Origin of the sequence: Chryseobacterium geocarposphaerae (assembly GCF_002797535.1) — a bacterium.
GTDB lineage: Bacteria > Bacteroidota > Bacteroidia > Flavobacteriales > Weeksellaceae > Chryseobacterium > Chryseobacterium geocarposphaerae.
On sequence record NZ_PGFD01000001.1, the window covers coordinates 690367 to 708254 of the forward strand.

The window sequence follows — 17888 nt, forward strand, 5'->3', positions numbered from 1 at the left end:
AAACCAAAATCATTGAATTAAATGAATAGAATCCTGGGTGAAAATATACTTTTGTGCTTCAGGAAAATAATTATTCGTATCTAGTCCGGTGAATGTGCTGAAAGCCGGTAAAATCAATTGATTTTCTGTCACAACATAACAGGGGAATTTTAACTTTCTGGTTGATGACTGTAAAACAACTCCGGGATGAAGATGTCCGGAAATGACAAACTGACTTTCATTTTTTAAATCTTCATGACTGAAGATCAATTCATTTTCCTGATAAACAGAATAGATGTCTGAAATTCCCAGTTCAAATAATTGTTTTTCTGAAATCCGGTCATGGTTTCCTTTTACTAAAATGATTTTTAAAGCCGGAAACTGAAGTTTCCAGTTTTTGTAGATTTCAAATTCCGAATTTTTTCCGGCGTGAAGAAAATCACCTACTATAATTATTTTTTCCGGATTGAAATGATCAATTAAATTTGATAGTCTTTTTAAATCTTCCAATATAATATCTGAAGGTAAAGGAATGCCATTTTTTCTGAAATGGGCTGTTTTTCCCAGATGCAGATCAGACAAAATCAACGCAGAAGCTTCTTTCCAAAACAAAGCCCGTTGATTGGTCAAAATAAGATTTTCTTCTTTAATAGAAATAAACTTTTCTATAATCTTCATTTTCTTCTGTTTTTCTTTTTCAAATTGGCTTCCTGCATCTTATGAATTCTTGAAGCTAAATCTTCACTGGATAAGGATTGTCGCAGGCTATCCACTTTTATAGGAAAGCTCAGAGGCGTAAAGCGGTCGGAATGAATATAAATGATTTTACTCTGATGAATCCTCTCAAAAGCAGCGGTCAGTCTTACTTCTTCCAATTGCTGATTAAAGACTTCAGTATAAGCCTGGCGAAGCAATAAATTTTCGGGATCATAGTCTTCTAAAACAGAAAAGATTATGCCTGAAGAAGATTGCAATGATTTGTTGTTTACCTGTCTTCCCGGCATTGTTTGAATGACCATTCCGGAAATTACGGCAATATCGCGAAATTTTCTTCTTGCCATCTCCGTTGAATTAACGCTGCTGATCACATCTTGCATCAGATTTTCCTTGGAGAGAATAAGATGAAGTTCATCTTTAGACAATTTAATTTCTTTATCCGAAAATAGCTCAAAACCATAATCATTCATCGCCATTGAAAAACTGATAGGATATAATTTTGAAATTCTATATGCTATCAGAGCAGCCATTACTTCATGTACCAAACGACCTTCAAAAGGGTAAAAGAATAAATGATTGCCTTGCCGGGTTTTGATCTGTTCCACCAAAAACTCGTCCTCCTTCGGAATATGTGAATTTTCATTTTGATTCACCAATAAAGGGTGTAGAAATTTCAACTCCTTTTCTTTAGAATGAGGAGTTAAAGATTCAGCTAACTTTTTTCTTAAAAAGAAACTAAGATTGGAAGAAAGCGGTAATCTTCCGCCTAACCAGCTTGGTGTAATGGCTTTACCACTGGATAGTCTTACATATACCGTCATTTCTTTCAGCATTACATACTCTAAAATCCGACCTGCCAGAACAAATTTATCGCCTTTATGAAGCTTTGAAATAAAATATTCTTCAATCATTCCAATATAACCACCCGACAAAAATTTTACCCTCAGCATCGAATCACTGACGATAACGCCAATATTCATGCGGTGAAGCATGGCAATTTTTCTTTTTTCAACAACCAGTTTTCCATCATCCTCCTCAACAACTTTATGAAATTCTTCATAGTTTTTTCCCGTTTTTCCACCTTGTGTAATGAAATAGATACACCATTGCCATTCTTCTTGTGTAAGTTCGGAAAAAGCATAGGTGTTTTTAATGACAGGAAATAGTTCATCAGCATAAAATCCACCTCCTAAAGCCAGTGTAACAAGAAACTGTACCAAGACATCATAAGCTAGAATGAAAGGTTCACGTTTTTCGATTATTTTATTTTTTACTGCTTCTTTCAATGCCGAAACTTCAATGAGTTCTAAGGAATGGGTAGGTACGAAATAAATGGTAGAGGTTTCAAACGGTGAATGTCCGCTTCGTCCTGCACGCTGCATAAAACGGGCAACTCCTTTGCTGGAACCAATTTGAATTACGGTATCTACAGGTTTAAAATCCACCCCCAGATCCAAAGATGAGGTAGAAACAACTGCTTTTAATGCACCTGAATTAAGGTTTTCTTCTACCCACTGTCGTAAAGGAGCCTCAATAGAACTATGATGAAGTGCAATCTGCCCCGCAAAATCCGGGTATGCTTCTAACAATAACTGATACCACATCTCTGCCTGACTCCGTGTATTGGTAAAAACAAGTGTGGATTTTGATTTAAGAATAACAGGAACTACTTCCTGTACCAGTTTGCCTCCCAAATGTCCTGCCCATGGTAAAATCTCAACTTCAGGAGGATATACGGATAAAATATCAATTTTCTTCTTTTCTTTAGCTAATACTTTTGTTCTCTTTTTAGAATCAGGAATCAGAACATCTAAAGCTTCTTCAAGATTTCCGATGGTTGCAGTAATGCCCCAAATTCTGATCCTGGGATTTCTATGTTTTAAAACAGCCAATGCCAGTTCTACCATCACGCCTCGTTTGGTGCTCAACAATTCATGCCATTCGTCAACCGCGATGCATTTTGCATTTTTAAAAAAGCGCTGATTGTCTTTTTGAGCCATCAGAAGATGCAGGCTTTCGGGAGTTACAAGCAAAATATCGGGCATTTCCTTGCTTTGTCTTTGCTTTTGTTTGGCATCAGTATCACCGTTTCTTACTTCCACGATCCAGTCTAAGCCAATTTCATTAATAGCCTCTTGCATTGCTCTTGCCAGATCTTTTGCCAAGGAACGAAGGGGAGTAATCCAAAGGAGCTTTAATCCTGTCTTATAGTGTTCAGGATGATTAAAAAAATCGATAAGGACGGCAATAAAAACTGAGTACGTTTTTCCAAAACCTGTCGGAGCAACCACCATTCCTGAATAGCCGTTGGAAAAGCGTTGCCATGTCTCTTTCTGAAAAGAAAAAGGCGACATTCCTTTATCATTCAGCCATTTTTGAATGAGCCGGAAACCTTCGGATTGCTCAAATTTTAATGTCACGGAATGAGTTTTTTGATGTCTTCAATATCATCTATTTCATCTGCCTTTTTATCTTTTCTCCATCGTAAAATCCTTGGAAATCGAAGGGCAACTCCGGATTTATGACGACTGCTGTAGCCTATACCTTCAAAAGCGAGTTCAAAAACTAATTCTGGTTTTACAGTTCGTACCGGACCAAATTTTTCCAGGACATTGTTAGAAATAAATTTGCTGACTTCCTGAATTTCTTTGTCCGTTAAGCCCGAGTAAGCTTTGGCAATGGTTACCAGCTTTCCTTCTTTTTTCACGGCAAAAGTATAATCTGTATAATAAGCGCTTCGTCTTCCGCTGCCTTTTTGAGCATAGATAAGAACCGCGTCAATGGTCAAAGGATCTATTTTCCATTTCCACCAGTCGCCTTTTTTTCTACCGGTATGATAGGGCGAACTATGGTTTTTCAGCATTAAGCCTTCGCTATTGATTTCACGGGACTTTTCCCTGATTTCAGGAAGCTGATTCCAGTCTTCATAAGAGATGATAGGGGAAAGAATAATTTTTTCGGAGGGATTGTTTTGTAAAAGTTCTTCTAATTTTTTTCTTCTCTCCGTAAGTGGTTTATGACGGTAATCTTCCCCGTCAAATTCCAAAAGATCATAAGCAAAAACAACTATGGGAATTTCTTCTAACATTTTTTTTGTTAAAGATTTTCTGTTTAATCTTTTTTGGAGTTCATTAAAATTGAGAACGATATTGCCTTTGTATGCCAGAATTTCACCATCTAACACAAAATTTCCTTTCCAGGTGGAAAGTTCCTCCTCGATTTCGGGAAATTGTTGAGTGACCAGTTCTTCACCACGAGACCAGATAAAAATTTCATCTTTTCTTTTGATCAGTTGTCCACGGATGCCATCCCATTTGTATTCGATCTGCCAATCCTTGACAGGTCCTAAGTCATCCAGACTTTTTTCCATAGAATAAGCAAGACAGAAAGGGTAGGGTTTAGACAAATTAGTATTCGTATATTCCCCTTTGATTAACGCATCAAAATCCATTTCCAAAGGATTCCAATCCCCCATAATGCTGTGTGCAACGGCAGTAGATTCTAAATGATAATGTTTCGCTATTGTATTAATTAAGGTTTTAGACGATACTCCAATCCGGAAACTCCCACCCAGTAATTTATTGAAAATAAAACGTTCTACTGCATCAAGACTTCTCCAAGAATCCAAAATAAATTGCTTTTTTTGCTCCTCAGAACAGTCTTTCAATGCTATGATTTTGCTCATCCATTCAGAAAGTGATCGTTCTTCAGTATATTGAGGTTCGGGAAGTAACAATGCAATGGTTTCGCCGAGATCTCCCACGGAAGAATAGCTTTCTACAAAAAGCCATTCAGGAATATTGGCAGCTTCCATCACCCATTGTTTCATAAAGGAAGAATTAACGTTCCGTTTGGGCTTTTTACCTGTAAATAAGGCCAAAAACCACATTTTATCTTGTGAAGGAGCGTCTTTCAGAAACGTCAAAATAGCTTCCTGTTTCAAAGAAGTTTTGTTGGTGCTGTCAAGGGCGTTAATTAAGTTGGCAAAATCTTTCATTCCGGCTCAAATTCTGTGGTTTCTTCGTCGTTTCCGTATTCCGTTTTCACTTCATCAGCGAAAATTCCTATTTCATTTAAATATTTTGAGAAAACAGCAGTTTGTCCATGGGTAATATGCACTTTTTCCGCTTCTGTAGCTTTAATAGCAGAAATTAAACCCTGCCAGTCTGCATGATCGCTTATGGCAAAACCTGCATCTGCGCTTCTCCAGCGTCTTGCTCCGCGAATCTGCATCCATCCCGAACAAATAGCATACGCTAAATTCGGAATTTTCTTCATAGCAGGATTATCAATAAGAGCAGGCGGAAGAATCACTATTTTACCATCTAAATGCTTTTTATCCTCACGCAGATCAATGGTATTGTAATCAGGCAATTGTACACCAACACTTTCGTAGGCTTCGTTGAGTTTGGCAATTGAGTAATGAACATTCAGCTCATCCAAGCCTTCCAACGCCTTCATAATTCTTTGTGATTTTCCTAATGAATAGCCTATAAATACGGAAGTTTTGCCGTTGGTTTTATTTTGTTGAACCCAATTTCTCATCTGCTGTTCCTGGGCTCCTACTGAAAGCCAATTATAAATGGGAAGTCCAAAAGTGCTTTCAGAGACAAATTCATTGCATCTTACGGACTCAAAAGGAGTGGAAATCCCATCATCCTGAATTTTATAATCTCCTGAAACTACACAAACATAGCCTTTATACTCCATACGAATTTGCGCGGAACCAATGATATGCCCTGCAGGGTGTAGGGAAACTTTTACTCCGTTAATATTCAATACTTCACCATATTCCACACTCTGACATTCAATTTCTTTTCCAATCCTGGAATGCAGAATCGGTTTGGTGAAATGATGACACAGGTATTTTTTCATTCCGTTTCGCGCATGGTCTGCATGTCCATGAGTGAGCACTGCCAAGTCTACAGGCCGCCACGGATCAATATAAAATTTCCCGGGAATGCAATAAATACCTTTTGACGTGAATTTTAGGAGCATTGAATGTTTTTTTATGATTTATAAACAGAAATCAGACCTCTAATTTTCCTTCTATACCACCATCTTCAATAGATTTTCCTGTAATAGCAGCAAAAATCATTTTAGACATTGCTATGAGCTTATTTTCCTTAGTTTGATAATAATACCCGTCGTTTGGAGCAACTTTTATAACACTAATGGACGGATCATCTTTCCCATCGAACCATGCATTGGCAAAATTGGTCCAGTATTTTTCAATCAGTGCTTTATCTTGTGATATGGTAGCTTTTCCTTTAATGAACATATATTCATATTTTGAATTATTCATAAAGTAAAGTTCTACTTCTGAGTCTGAGGTAATTTCATGGTTCTTGTCGCTGTTTATATCGCTCAGGAACCATAGATTTCCTTCAGCATCTACATCCTGTAAAGCCATGGGACGGCTTTTGGTGTCAGCATTTACGCGGGTTGAGAAAAAACAAGTTCCCGCACCTTCTGTAATATTCTTAATTTTTTCAATTGCAGCAGAGCCGCTCAAATTTTCGTGAGGTGAAATGGCGTTTGACATAATAATAAAATTTGTGATTAGTTCTTGTTGTCAATCAACTATTATGCCCTTTGATTTTTTAAAAGCCTTTCCAATTTTAAGTTTTTGATTAATATCTTCTAACCCTACTATATATAAAATCCTTTTCCGGTTTTCGGAAAAGGATCATTCACTAAAACTAAGAAAGTCTAAACAATAAACAAAGATGCTATCGCTTGTGCATCACTTCCTGTAAGGATTTCATCATAAGCTGCTGAACCCGCTGCAGCTCCAAACGCTGTAGAGGTATTGAAGCCTGCCTGATTGATATTGCCTTCTCCGGCATACACCGGATTGGTTGCGGAAGGCATATTTCCTCCATCTGCCAATTCTATCCAGCCCTTGTTGGCTCTCATTCTGCGAACCTGCGAAGCATGTCTTGCTTCTACTGAATGTATTTGTAAGGCAGCCTGCAGAACAGCTTTATTAGACATTACGTTTCCTGCCTGTCCTTTATAAGCTCTTACTCCTGTATCTTCAAAAGCCTGGGCAAGAATTAAAAATTGATTATAATCTGTAAAAGGAGTGAAATTCCCTCCTGCGGTAAAATCAAAAGTTGGCTTTGCTCCCGGAGTGACTCCCAACGACGTCAATGTATTTTTTAAAAAGGTAACATGAGCGGATTCATGTTTTGAAATCTGCATAAAAACAACCCTGTCTGCACTTGGAATTAATGTTCCGGCAGCTAGTCCCATGGCGTAATATTCATTTTCCAGATATTCTAAAACAAGGGCCAGTTGTAATGCATCTGTTAAAACAGATTTAAAAAATGTAGTATTGACGGTTGTCGTTGTTTCAGCTTTTGCCGGAGTCGATACCAAAGTTCCTAATCCTAGAGGAATAGAAGCAACGGCTGCTTTCTTCCCGAATTCTGAAATGTTGGTTAATGTTTCTAATCTTGTAGCTTCCGTAGTGAAGAATTTATCATTTGAAAGTTTATCGAGTAATTTAAGAATATTCATAATAGTAGATTTTGAAGATGAAAATTAATTGATTCCCTGTTCTTTCCAAGTGAAAGGCGTTTTGATAAATCCTCCCGCAGTCATTACAATATCTTTTGGCTCTTTGGCAAGATCCAATCCGTTACCGTCTATTACATCATCTCCGGAGAATGCTGCCGTTCCCGGATTGATCAAATTTCTTATCGCTGAAGCATGTCTTGCCTCTACAGAAACAATTTTTCCGGCAATTACCAGGTAATCAGTATTGCTAATGTATTTACCGGCTCCGTTATAAGCTGCCACTCCTGTATCTTCAAGTGCTTTTGCCGTTGCTAATACAGAATTTCTGTCATTGAAATTTACATTTGGATATTGGAATTCCAGTTTGGGAAGGACATTCATCGTTGCTCCGCTTATTGCGGCTTTGAAGAAATCCCTGTGGATCACTTCGTGATGGTAAAGATCAGTGAATAGTTCTTTTTCAATGCTTGAAATTCCGGTATAAAAGTTATTAACAACCTTTGTATAAAAATCAGCCTCAAGCTGTTCCAATGCATATGCATAGTTCAGAACCCCGACATCGCCAGTACCCAGGTCAAATACTTTATCATTGGCCATATAATCAAACTCATTATCATCACAGCCTATCAATGTAAGTCCTGCCATTGCCAAGCCGATGCCACTTAGCTTTAAAAAATTCCGTCTGCTTGTATCAAGAGTAGCTCCCTGATTAGAAACATGAATAGTGTTTTTCATAATAATTATTTTTTTGTGTTAGATTATTTAATGAATTGAATCTCTTTTACCAAAAAGGAAAAACAGCATATAATAAAATATGCTGTCTACACCACAAAACACTACGGCATCAATACCGTATCAATGACATGAATCACTCCGTTGGATTGGTTAACGTCAGCGATTGTTACTTTTGCATTATTTCCTTTTGAATCTCTTATGTACAAGTCTTTTCCTTTTGTCCAGAAAGTAAGATCCTCGCCTTCAACAGTTTTCATCATAGCTTTCCCGTTTCCTGCTTTTACTGCTGCCCAGATTTGCTTGGCATTGTATTTTCCTGCAAGAACGTGATAAGTTAAAATCTTGGTAAGCGTTGCTTTGTTTTCTGGTTTTACAAGATTCTCTACTGTACCTTTCGGTAATTTTGCGAACGCTTCATCTGTTGGAGCTAATACGGTGAAAGGTCCTGCTCCCTGCAAAGTTTCTACCAAACCGGCTGCTTTTACTGCTGCAACCAAAGTTTTATGGTCTTTGGAATTTACAGCGTTTTCAATAATGTTTTTAGAAGGATACATTGGTGCACCACCTACTATTACTGTTTTTTCTTTTGACATCTGTGCAGCTGCATTTCCACTGAAAGCAAATGATAATACCATCATTCCTAAAACTGCGATTTTTGATTGTGTGTTCATTGTTTTGATTTTAATTGTTATTGAATTTGATTGTCTTGTTAAAATCATCTACGACTTTGGTTTTTATTTAGATTTAAAAATTTTATTTTTTTTAGTAAATAGCTGTAATTCAATTAATTAATTTTTGTTATATTCGGATTTTTTAGAGGTTGAATTAATATATTGATGAGAAAATCTTATAAATATTGAAGAATGTGCATCAAACTGTTTGATTAATTAATTTTTAAATGTGATTTGAAATAGATTTGATATTTATTTTATTTTACTACATTTGGAAAAAATATCCCACTATTAAAACAACCTACTCGGAAGAACAACTTATCGTTTTACTGAAAGAAAGAAACGAAACTGGTTTTCATCATTTGTATGACAACTATTCCGGTGCATTGTATGGAGTGATTTTACGGATTGTTCAGTCTAAAGAATATACCGAAGAAGTTATTCAGGATGTTTTTGTTAAAATCTGGAATTCTATCCATCAGTATGATTCATCTAAAGGTAGGTTCTATACATGGATGATCAATATTGCAAGAAATACAGCGATAGATTATTTAAAATCAAAAAGTTTTCAAAACGAGTTAAAAAACCAACCGCTTCCGGATTTCGTATATAACTCCAAAGAACTTTCAATCACTAATGATTCATCGGATTACATTGGATTTAATAATGTGCTTGAAAGTCTGGAGGTAGACAAGCAGGAACTTATCGATCTCGCCTATTATCAGGGATATACTCAAAATGAGATATCCGATAAACTGAAAATACCGCTGGGAACGGTGAAAACCAAAATGCGGAATGCGCTGATAAAATTAAAAGACTTGTTAAAAGATTATCAATAAATTGAACACTAAAGAATACATATCATCCGGAATAATAGAATCTTATATTCTAGGTCTTGCTTCTCCTGAGGAAGCAGGTATTTTGGAGTGTGTGATGAAAAATAATGCAGAAGTAAAGGCGGCTGTTGAAGAAGCTCAAAAAACATTGGAAGATCTTGCTACTGCACAGTCTGTAACGCCTCCGGCAGATTTAAAAACAAAAATCTGGAATAGGATTCAGCAGGAACAGACTGTTGAGGAACTACATCCTGTGGTTTCAGCAGATATTCCTCCTGCAAAGTCTCAGGAAGAAATTAAAATTCAGGGAAATAGCAATTGGAAAGCTTTTGCAGTTGCTGCATCAGTATTGTTTTTAGTGAGTGTGGCCGGAAATCTTTTCTGGATGAATAGCCAGTCTGAAGCTAAAGAAAGGCTTGCAAAAATGGAAACTGAAAAGAAAAATCAGGATCTTGCGATGCAGAAAATGCATGAAAAAATAGAAATGGTCTCCAATCCTGATATGAAAATGGTTATGCTGAAAGGGGTAGAAAAACATGCCGACTCCAAAGCGATGGTTTTTTGGAACACTAAAACAAAAGAAGTGTATCTGAATGCCGATAGTTTACCTAAAGCTCCTGAAGGAATGCAGTATCAATTATGGGCCATCACAGACGGGAAACCTGTGAATGCAGGAATGTACACGGAAGATAAAGACAGTAAAATAGCGATCGCTAATATTCCCAATGCTCAGGCTTTTGCCATTACTTTAGAAAAGCAGGGAGGAAGTCCGACTCCTACTATGGAAAATATGTATGTAATGGGTGGAGTGTAGATCATAATTTCAATAAGTTAAGACAGAATTTTATTAAATACTTAAAACTAATTAGTTTTATAAAAAACGTTCAGTTGTATATTACAACTGAACGTTTTTTGTTACAAGCTTGTTCTAATGCCAATTTTAATTTATAGAAACTAATAAAAGGATATTTATAACCTTTATTTATTATTATTTAGTATATTTGTGTACTAATTTATAAGTTTATGCACTATTCAATTGTAAAAGATGTTCTCAACTTACTTGAAAAATTTGAGATCGAAAATGAAAGTCATGCTTATTCTTCGGATATAGAAGGTTTTAAAACATGGTTGTGTAAGAATGAGTCCTCAGAGAAGAAAGAGAATGAACCTTACTGGGAAGGCAAAGAAAATGGAAGAAGTCCGGAAAGTGTGATAAGCACTTCGCTGGTACATCTTAACAGATATGCAAAATCATATTCGAAATCTGCGATCTGGGATTCAGATTTTGCGACACAGGAAGATTTTATTTATCTGATTACGCTCAAAACATTTGGAGAAATGACCAAAATGGAACTCATTAAAAAAAATATTCACGAAAAACCGGCTGGAATGCTGATTATCAACAGGCTTATCAAGCAGGGGTGGATAGAACAAAAGGAGTCTGAGAAGGATAAAAGAACAAAAGTGATAAACATTACGGACTCAGGAAGAGTTTCACTGGAAAATCAGATGAGCAGAATAAGAACGGCTACCAATATTGTGGCCGGAAATCTTAACCATTCGGAAAAAATGGAGCTGATAAGAATTCTTGAAAAGCTGGAAAAATTTCATCATCCGATCTTCAGCCGTCATCTGGAATCCAGAAACCTTATCGATACCATTAGCTCAGAATATTCATTCCTAAAAAACTAATCATGAATAAAAAAATAGCCATTATCGGTTCAGGATTTTCCGGTTTGTCTTCAGCTGCTTATCTGGCAAAAGAAGGGAATGAAGTTCATGTGTTTGAAAAAAACAGCAATGTGGGTGGAAGAGCAAGACAATTCAGAACTGAAGAAGGCTATGCTTTTGACATGGGTCCGAGCTGGTACTGGATGCCGGATATTATTGAATCGTTTTTTGAGGATTTTGGAAAAAAATCATCTGATTTTTATGAACTGGTCAGGTTGGATCCTCAGTTTGAAATGGTCTTTTCTGATGGAATCATGAGTATTCCGGACAGTTATGAGGAAATGGTTGTTTTATTCGAAAAAATGGAAAAGGGAGCAAGAAAGAGGCTCGAGAGTTTTATGAAAGACGCTCAGGTTAAATATGAGGTCGGAATGAAAGATTTCGTTAATAAACCGTGTCATTCATGGCTAGAATTTGTTTCCCCAAAAATGGCAGCAAATGCATTAAAACTGGACTTGCTAAGTAGTTTTAGCAAGTTTGTGAGGAAATATTTCAAACATCCTAAGCTCATCGCGTTGATGGAGTTTCCTGTCATCTTTTTGGGAGCGGCACCATCAAAAATTCCTGCGCTGTATAGTCTTATGAACTACGGAGGATATAAACTGGGGACCTGGTATCCAATGGGAGGTTTTTCAAAAGTGACCGAAGCCATGATGCAGATAGGAAAAGATCAGGGAGTACATTTTCATTTTAATTCGACGGTTGAAAAAATTAATGTTGAAAATGATAAAGCTCATGCAATACAAGTGAATGGTGAAGAACAGTATTTTGATATTATTATAGCTTCATCAGATTATCATCATACGGAAAGTAAGCTTCTTCCTCCGAATAGCAGAAATTATGCTTCTTCCTATTGGGAAAAGAAAACATTTGCTCCTTCTTGTCTCATTTATTATTTAGGAATTAAAGGGAAAATTCCTAATCTGAAGCATCATACGCTTTTCTTCGAAAATGAGCTTGAATTACATACTCATGAAATTTATGAAGATAAAAAATGGCCCACAAAACCATTATTCTATTCTTGTTGCCCGTCCAAGACCGATCAAACGGTTGCTCCTGAAAACTGTGAAAATGTATTTCTTTTAATGCCTGTAGCTCCCGGAATAGAAGATTCTGAAGAAATAAGAGAAAAATATTTCCATGAAATGATCCGAAGGCTGGAAAACCATACCGGAAGTTCTGATATCCTGTCAAGAATAGAGTATAAAAGAAGTTATTGCATCAATGATTTTAAAGAAGATTACAATGCCTACAAAGGAAATGCTTATGGTCTAGCCAATACGTTATCTCAAACGGCAGTTTTAAAACCTTCAATCAGAAATAAAAAAATTAAAAACCTGTTGTATACCGGCCAACTTACAGTTCCCGGACCCGGAGTTCCACCATCTATAATTTCCGGTAAAATAGCAGCAAATGAAGCCCGCAAAATAAATTAACTATGAAAAAATTGTTTGACGACCTTTCTTACAAAGTGAGCAGAGAAACAACCAGGCTGTACAGCACAAGCTTTTCTCTGGGAATAATGGCACTTTCGCCTAAACTGAGAAATCCTATATATGCCATTTATGGATATGTACGCCTTGCCGACGAAATTGTAGACAGCTTTCATGCTTATGATAAGCAAAAGCTTTTGTCACGGTATAAACAGGAGACTTTTCAGGCTCTGGAAGATGGAATCTCACTCAATCCCATCTTACAGTCATTTCAGGAAACGGTGCATAAATATAAAATTGATCACAGTCTCATTCACCAGTTTCTGAAAAGCATGGAAATGGATCTCCAGAAGATTGATTATAATTCTGATTTGTATAAGGAATATATTGTAGGATCTGCTGAAGTTGTAGGACTTATGTGTCTTCATATTTTTACAGAAGGAAACCCCAAAGAGTTTGAGCGGTTGAAATCCTATGCAATGATCTTGGGATCAGCATTTCAGAAAGTCAATTTTCTTAGGGATATGAAAGATGATTATCAGATCTTAGGACGATGCTATTTTCCGAATGTGGATATTTCTTATTTTGATAATACTGTAAAAGCTCATATTGAAAAAGAAATAGAAGAAGAATTCCAAATAGCATTGCAGGGCATTAAAAAGCTTCCCAGCTCTTCAAGATTCGGTGTTTATCTGGCCTTTAGATATTATACTTCATTGTTCAGAAAAATAAAAAGAACTTCTGCCAATGAAATGATCAACCGAAGAATAAGAATATCCAACGGGAAGAAGCTGTCTGTAATGATGAGCAGCTATTTCCAGTACAAAACTTCTTTTTTATAATATAATACCTTAGTAAAGCCATGGTACATACAATTTATAAAAAACAGCAGCTGAATTGTGATATCGAAGAGGCCTGGAAATTTTTTTCTTCAGCAAACAATCTTGCGATCATCACACCACCTGAAATGAATTTTACGGTGCTTACCAAAATGGAAGATGATGAAATTTTTGAAGGGATGATCATTGATTATTATGTTTCGCCTATAATGGGAATAGAAATGAAATGGAAAACGGAAATTACCCATGTTGATTTTCAAAAAAGCTTTACCGATTTCCAGAAAAAAGGGCCGTATAAACTTTGGAACCACCATCATGAGTTTATAGTTAATGATTACGGAGTATTTATGAAGGATGTTGTAAAGTATGAGCTTCCTTTCGGCTTTTTAGGCGAAATTGCCCATAAATTATTTGTCAGAAAAAAGCTTGAGCATATTTTCAATTACCGATATAAGGTCTTAGAAGAACTATTTAATACCAAAAAAAATTATGAATTTACTGATCGTTCTTAGTACATTTCTCATCATGGAAGGAATGACGTGGTGTATTCATAAATATATTATGCATGGTTTTTTATGGAGCTTGCATAAAGATCATCACGATCATAGCAACCATGGTCCTATGGAAAAAAATGATTACTTTTTTCTGATCTTTGCGCTGCCTACCATAGCGCTGATGTATTACGGAACTTTACAGAACTTTAATTTTTGGTTCTATATAGCAGTAGGTATAGCATTGTACGGAATGGCTTATTTCTTTGTTCATGATATTTTTATCCATCAGAGGCTGAAGATTCTTCGAAATACCAAAAATCCTTATCTGCTTGCCATAAGAAGAGCCCATAAACAGCATCATAAACATACAAGAAAAGAAAAAGGGGAGTGCTTCGGCTTTCTGTGGGTTCCTATACAGTATTTTAAAATGTATTTTAATAAAAGTAAAGCCTGATAATGCAGCAATATACCTATCTTTTAATTGATTTTTGTACAGTAATTATCTGTTTTATTTTTTCATTTCATCCTAAAATAAAGTTCAACAGACACTTTACCGCCTTTTTGAAAGCTTCGTGTATAGTGGCTTCAGTATTCATTGTATGGGATATCTGGTTTACACAAAAAGGAGTTTGGTGGTTTAATGATACTTATCTTTTAGGAATCCGGATATATAATCTTCCGGTTGAAGAGATTCTGTTCTTTTTCTGTATTCCCTTTTCATGTATTTTCACCTACTTCTGTATAGATAAATTTTTTACGCTAGATTGGAATCCTTTGCCTGAAAAAGCTTTTGTTTGTCTATCGATTATTTCTTCACTGTTCATAGCTTTCTATTCTCATGATAAGATTTATACTTTAGTAACTTTTGCTTCCACGGCGGTTAGTATTTTTATCCTCTATTTTGTGTTAAAGTCGAGGTGGATTGGTAAAGCATCACTTATATATCTTTTTCTGATGCCTGGTTTTTTTGCAGTAAACGGAATACTTACGGGAACAGGTCTGGAATCTCCCGTTGTCAATTACAATCCACAGGATTTCCTGGGTATCAGAATGCTTACAATACCCATTGAAGATACAGTGTATGGATATGAAATGATTTTATGGAACATCTTTTTATTTCAAAAATTTAAAAATAATGAGCAAGATTAATGTTTTCTGGTTCAGGAGAGATCTTAGGCTCGAAGATAATGCGGGGCTGTATCATGCTTTACAATCAGGAAACAAAGTGTTGCCTGTATTTATATTTGATACGGAGATTTTAGATCTTCTTCAGGATAAATCCGATAAAAGAGTAGATTATATCCAGCAGGCTTTGAATAGTTTAGATAAAGAACTGAAAATCTATAACAGTGGTCTTAAAACATATTACGGAAAACCTATTGATATTTTTAAACAGCTTACAGAAGAGTTTGAAATTGACACCGTATTTTGTAACAGAGATTACGAACCACAAGCTATAAAAAGAGACAAGCAAATAGCGGATTTTCTTCAAAAAAATGGAGTTGGATTTTTAGATTTTAAAGATCAGGTGATATTTGAAAAAAATGAAATCCTCAAAAGCGACCAGTCTCCATATACCATTTTCACTCCCTATTCAAAAAAGTGGAAGGAGAACTTACAATCTGTTGATGAATACAGATCTGACTTCAGCAATTTTATTCAGTTGAAAAACTCTTTAGAGATTCTCAGCCTGGAGGAGATTGGTTTTAAGAAAACAGAAGTAAACTTTACAAAACCTTCAATTGACAGAAAGATCATTGATTCTTATCAGCAATACAGGGATTTTCCGGCTTTAGACCATACTACACATCTAGGGATTGCCCTTCGTTTTGGGACGGTTTCTATAAGGAAATGTGTGGAATTTGCTCTTGAGCATAGTGATACTTGGCTTAATGAGTTGATATGGAGGGAGTTTTTTATGCAGATTCTATTTCATTTTCCTGATGTGGTGGCTCATTGTTTCAAGAAAAAATACGAGAGCATCAATTGGCGAAATAATGAAGAAGAATTTAAAGCCTGGTGCGAAGGAAAAACCGGTTATCCTATTGTGGATGCAGGAATGCGTGAGCTTAATGAAACGGGTTTTATGCATAACAGGGTCAGGATGATTGTGGCAAGCTTTCTTACCAAACATCTGCTCATTGACTGGCGATGGGGAGAAGCTTATTTTGCACAAAAGCTGTTAGATTATGATCTTTCTGCCAATAATGGAAACTGGCAATGGGCGGCAGGATGCGGATGTGATGCTGTTCCCTATTTCAGAATTTTTAATCCCGAAGAGCAAACCAAAAAGTTTGATAAAAACCATGTCTATATTAAAAAATGGCTAACAAATTATGATCAGCCAGCTCCTTTAGTTGAGCATAAATTCGCCAGAGAACGTGCGTTGGAAACCTATAAGAAAGCCCTTACTTAAGCTTATTATAACAAAACCCCTCTATTGAGGGGCAAAAAATAATAATGCTGGAAATAAAGTGATGATATTGAGATTAAAGTTAAAACAAGATGTAAACTTCCTCCTATGATTCAAATCATAAGATGCAATAAAATGAATAAATATCTTTGCATAAGATAAATTTTTTGTTGGAGGAAACTCTGATTAGACAGGCACTCATTAGAGTGCTTTTTTCATATATCAGAATCAGCAGGTAAAATACCTCCTCAGAAGAGGAGGATAGATAGATAATGCTGGAATAGATATGAATGATATTTATAAAGGTAAATAGATCATAAAGGCAGAGTTTATGATTCAAGTCATAAACAAAAAGATTATTAAAGAAATATCTTTGAATAAAGAGTTACTGTTGATGGTGACTTAATAAGCTATTTTAAAATTATAGACAAGACCATGTCTTTATTCATTGTATAACTTTAAAAATTTTAGATTATGAGAAGTGTATTATGGTTAGTAGCAGTCATTTGTATTGCGGTATGGCTTTTAGGGATTTTAGGAATCATTCCGGGAATCAGTACGGGATATTTAGTACATGTATTATTAGTAATTGCAATTATTGTGATTTTATATAATATTATCACAGGTAGAAAACCACTTGATTAGATACTGAGATTATCCATAAAGAAGAAGATAATGGGGTACTCAAGTTAAAATTAATTCAAAATTAAGCAGTTAGGAATGCTTCTGTTTCAAAAGTATTAAGCCTGGTGAACCCGACCTTCTGTTGAAATGATGTATTCTATTAAGTTGCAACACACACTTTAACCACTAAAATTATAATATGAAAAAATCAATGTTAGTCCTTTTATCAGCCGTTGCTATGATGGCTTGTAAGAAAAAAGAAACCACGACTGTTAATCAGTCTGCAGACAGTTCTACAGTATCTGCTCCGGCAGAATCGGGAATGACTGTTTCTGATTCTGTTAAGATGTCTAATGAACATGATGTAAATAATCTGCTGAGTGATCAGGACAGGAAGTTTGCAGAAAACGCATCAAGAGGAGGAATGATGGAAGTAATGATGGGAAAACTGGCTGCTACCAATGCAGGCAATGCTGCAGTAAAAGCATTAGGAGAAATGATGGTTAATGATCACACCAAAGCCAATGAAGAGCTCAAAAAATGGGCTTCGGGAGTAGGATATACATTGCCTACAGATTTGGATGATAAAAAACAGAAGAAGTATGATGAGCTGAAAACTAAAAAAGGAATGGAATTCGATAAAATGTACACCGATTTAATGGTAGATGATCATGAGGAAGATATAAAAGACTTTAAAAAACAAGCTTCTGACGGTTCAGAATCTGCCTTGAAATCGTTCGCAAGCAATACACTTCCTACTTTAGAACATCATTTAATGGAAGCCAAAAAGGCAAAAGAAGCAGTAAAATAATATTTGTCTTAACCTATAAATAAAGTTATTCCGAAAAGAACCGACGGTGTAAAATCCTGAAACTTCTTTGGAATAACTTT

General features: G+C 35.9%; 19 protein-coding genes. 11 read left to right on the forward strand and 8 right to left on the reverse strand.

Annotation, left to right across the window (positions count from 1 at the left end; genetic code table 11):
* Positions 1 to 9 precede the first annotated feature (9 nt).
* The 8 genes from pdeM to CLV73_RS02985 form a co-directional block, all read right to left on the reverse strand.
* The gene (pdeM, locus tag CLV73_RS02950; protein WP_100375385.1) at positions 10 to 657 is read right to left on the reverse strand and encodes a ligase-associated DNA damage response endonuclease PdeM; all 648 of its coding nucleotides are present in this window, start codon (positions 655 to 657) and stop codon (positions 10 to 12) included.
* On the reverse strand, positions 654 to 3116 hold the full coding sequence (locus CLV73_RS02955; protein ID WP_100375386.1) for a ligase-associated DNA damage response DEXH box helicase: 2463 nt from the start codon (positions 3114 to 3116) through the stop codon (positions 654 to 656). The genes pdeM and CLV73_RS02955 overlap by 4 nt, the downstream gene beginning before the upstream one ends.
* Positions 3113 to 4693 carry an ATP-dependent DNA ligase gene (locus tag CLV73_RS02960; protein WP_100375387.1) on the reverse strand — a complete coding sequence of 527 codons (1581 nt, stop codon included), beginning with the start codon at positions 4691 to 4693 and terminating at the stop codon, positions 3113 to 3115. The genes CLV73_RS02955 and CLV73_RS02960 overlap by 4 nt, the downstream gene beginning before the upstream one ends.
* A complete protein-coding gene (locus tag CLV73_RS02965) occupies positions 4690 to 5694 on the reverse strand; it encodes a ligase-associated DNA damage response exonuclease (protein ID WP_100375388.1) in 1005 nt (334 codons plus the stop codon). Before CLV73_RS02965 ends, CLV73_RS02960 begins: the two co-directional genes overlap by 4 nt.
* Before the next feature lie 31 nt (positions 5695 to 5725).
* Complete coding sequence (locus tag CLV73_RS02970) at positions 5726 to 6241, reverse strand: pyridoxamine 5'-phosphate oxidase family protein (RefSeq protein WP_100375389.1); 516 nt, start codon at positions 6239 to 6241, stop codon at positions 5726 to 5728.
* 167 nt (positions 6242 to 6408) lie between these two features.
* Positions 6409 to 7221, reverse strand: coding sequence for a ferritin-like domain-containing protein (locus CLV73_RS02975; protein ID WP_100375390.1), 813 nt, complete (start codon positions 7219 to 7221; stop codon positions 6409 to 6411).
* 24 nt (positions 7222 to 7245) lie between these two features.
* A complete protein-coding gene (locus CLV73_RS02980) occupies positions 7246 to 7956 on the reverse strand; it encodes a ferritin-like domain-containing protein (protein WP_100375391.1) in 711 nt (236 codons plus the stop codon).
* 101 nt (positions 7957 to 8057) lie between these two features.
* Positions 8058 to 8627 carry a fasciclin domain-containing protein gene (locus CLV73_RS02985; protein ID WP_100376969.1) on the reverse strand — a complete coding sequence of 190 codons (570 nt, stop codon included), beginning with the start codon at positions 8625 to 8627 and terminating at the stop codon, positions 8058 to 8060.
* A gap of 245 nt (positions 8628 to 8872) precedes the next feature.
* Between CLV73_RS02985 and CLV73_RS02990 the strand changes: the two genes are divergently transcribed.
* The 11 genes from CLV73_RS02990 (at position 8873) to CLV73_RS03035 (ending at position 17808) form a co-directional block, all read left to right on the forward strand.
* Positions 8873 to 9466: an RNA polymerase sigma factor gene (locus CLV73_RS02990; RefSeq protein ID WP_228424200.1), complete on the forward strand. Its 594-nt coding sequence runs from the start codon at positions 8873 to 8875 to the stop codon at positions 9464 to 9466.
* A gap of 1 nt (position 9467) precedes the next feature.
* Positions 9468 to 10277, forward strand: a complete 810-nt coding sequence (locus tag CLV73_RS02995) for an anti-sigma factor (RefSeq protein ID WP_100375392.1) — start codon at positions 9468 to 9470, stop codon at positions 10275 to 10277.
* 209 nt (positions 10278 to 10486) lie between these two features.
* Positions 10487 to 11155 (forward strand): MarR family winged helix-turn-helix transcriptional regulator, encoded by a 669-nt coding sequence (locus tag CLV73_RS03000; protein ID WP_100375393.1) that lies wholly within the window; start codon positions 10487 to 10489, stop codon positions 11153 to 11155.
* Between the two features lie 2 nt (positions 11156 to 11157).
* Complete coding sequence (locus CLV73_RS03005) at positions 11158 to 12630, forward strand: phytoene desaturase family protein (RefSeq protein WP_100375394.1); 1473 nt, start codon at positions 11158 to 11160, stop codon at positions 12628 to 12630.
* A gap of 2 nt (positions 12631 to 12632) precedes the next feature.
* A complete protein-coding gene (locus tag CLV73_RS03010) occupies positions 12633 to 13469 on the forward strand; it encodes a phytoene/squalene synthase family protein (RefSeq protein WP_100375395.1) in 837 nt (278 codons plus the stop codon).
* 20 nt (positions 13470 to 13489) lie between these two features.
* Positions 13490 to 13978: an SRPBCC family protein gene (locus tag CLV73_RS03015; protein WP_100375396.1), complete on the forward strand. Its 489-nt coding sequence runs from the start codon at positions 13490 to 13492 to the stop codon at positions 13976 to 13978.
* Positions 13956 to 14414 (forward strand): sterol desaturase family protein, encoded by a 459-nt coding sequence (locus tag CLV73_RS03020; RefSeq protein WP_100375397.1) that lies wholly within the window; start codon positions 13956 to 13958, stop codon positions 14412 to 14414. The genes CLV73_RS03015 and CLV73_RS03020 overlap by 23 nt, the downstream gene beginning before the upstream one ends.
* Positions 14415 to 14416: 2 nt before the next feature.
* A complete protein-coding gene (locus CLV73_RS03025) occupies positions 14417 to 15109 on the forward strand; it encodes a lycopene cyclase domain-containing protein (RefSeq protein WP_100375398.1) in 693 nt (230 codons plus the stop codon).
* Positions 15096 to 16376 (forward strand): cryptochrome/photolyase family protein, encoded by a 1281-nt coding sequence (locus tag CLV73_RS03030; protein WP_228424202.1) that lies wholly within the window; start codon positions 15096 to 15098, stop codon positions 16374 to 16376. Before CLV73_RS03025 ends, CLV73_RS03030 begins: the two co-directional genes overlap by 14 nt.
* A gap of 471 nt (positions 16377 to 16847) precedes the next feature.
* Complete coding sequence (locus tag CLV73_RS18840) at positions 16848 to 17018, forward strand: lmo0937 family membrane protein (protein ID WP_157798711.1); 171 nt, start codon at positions 16848 to 16850, stop codon at positions 17016 to 17018.
* Between the two features lie 178 nt (positions 17019 to 17196).
* The gene (locus CLV73_RS03035; protein WP_100375400.1) at positions 17197 to 17808 is read left to right on the forward strand and encodes a DUF4142 domain-containing protein; all 612 of its coding nucleotides are present in this window, start codon (positions 17197 to 17199) and stop codon (positions 17806 to 17808) included.
* Positions 17809 to 17888 lie beyond the last annotated feature (80 nt).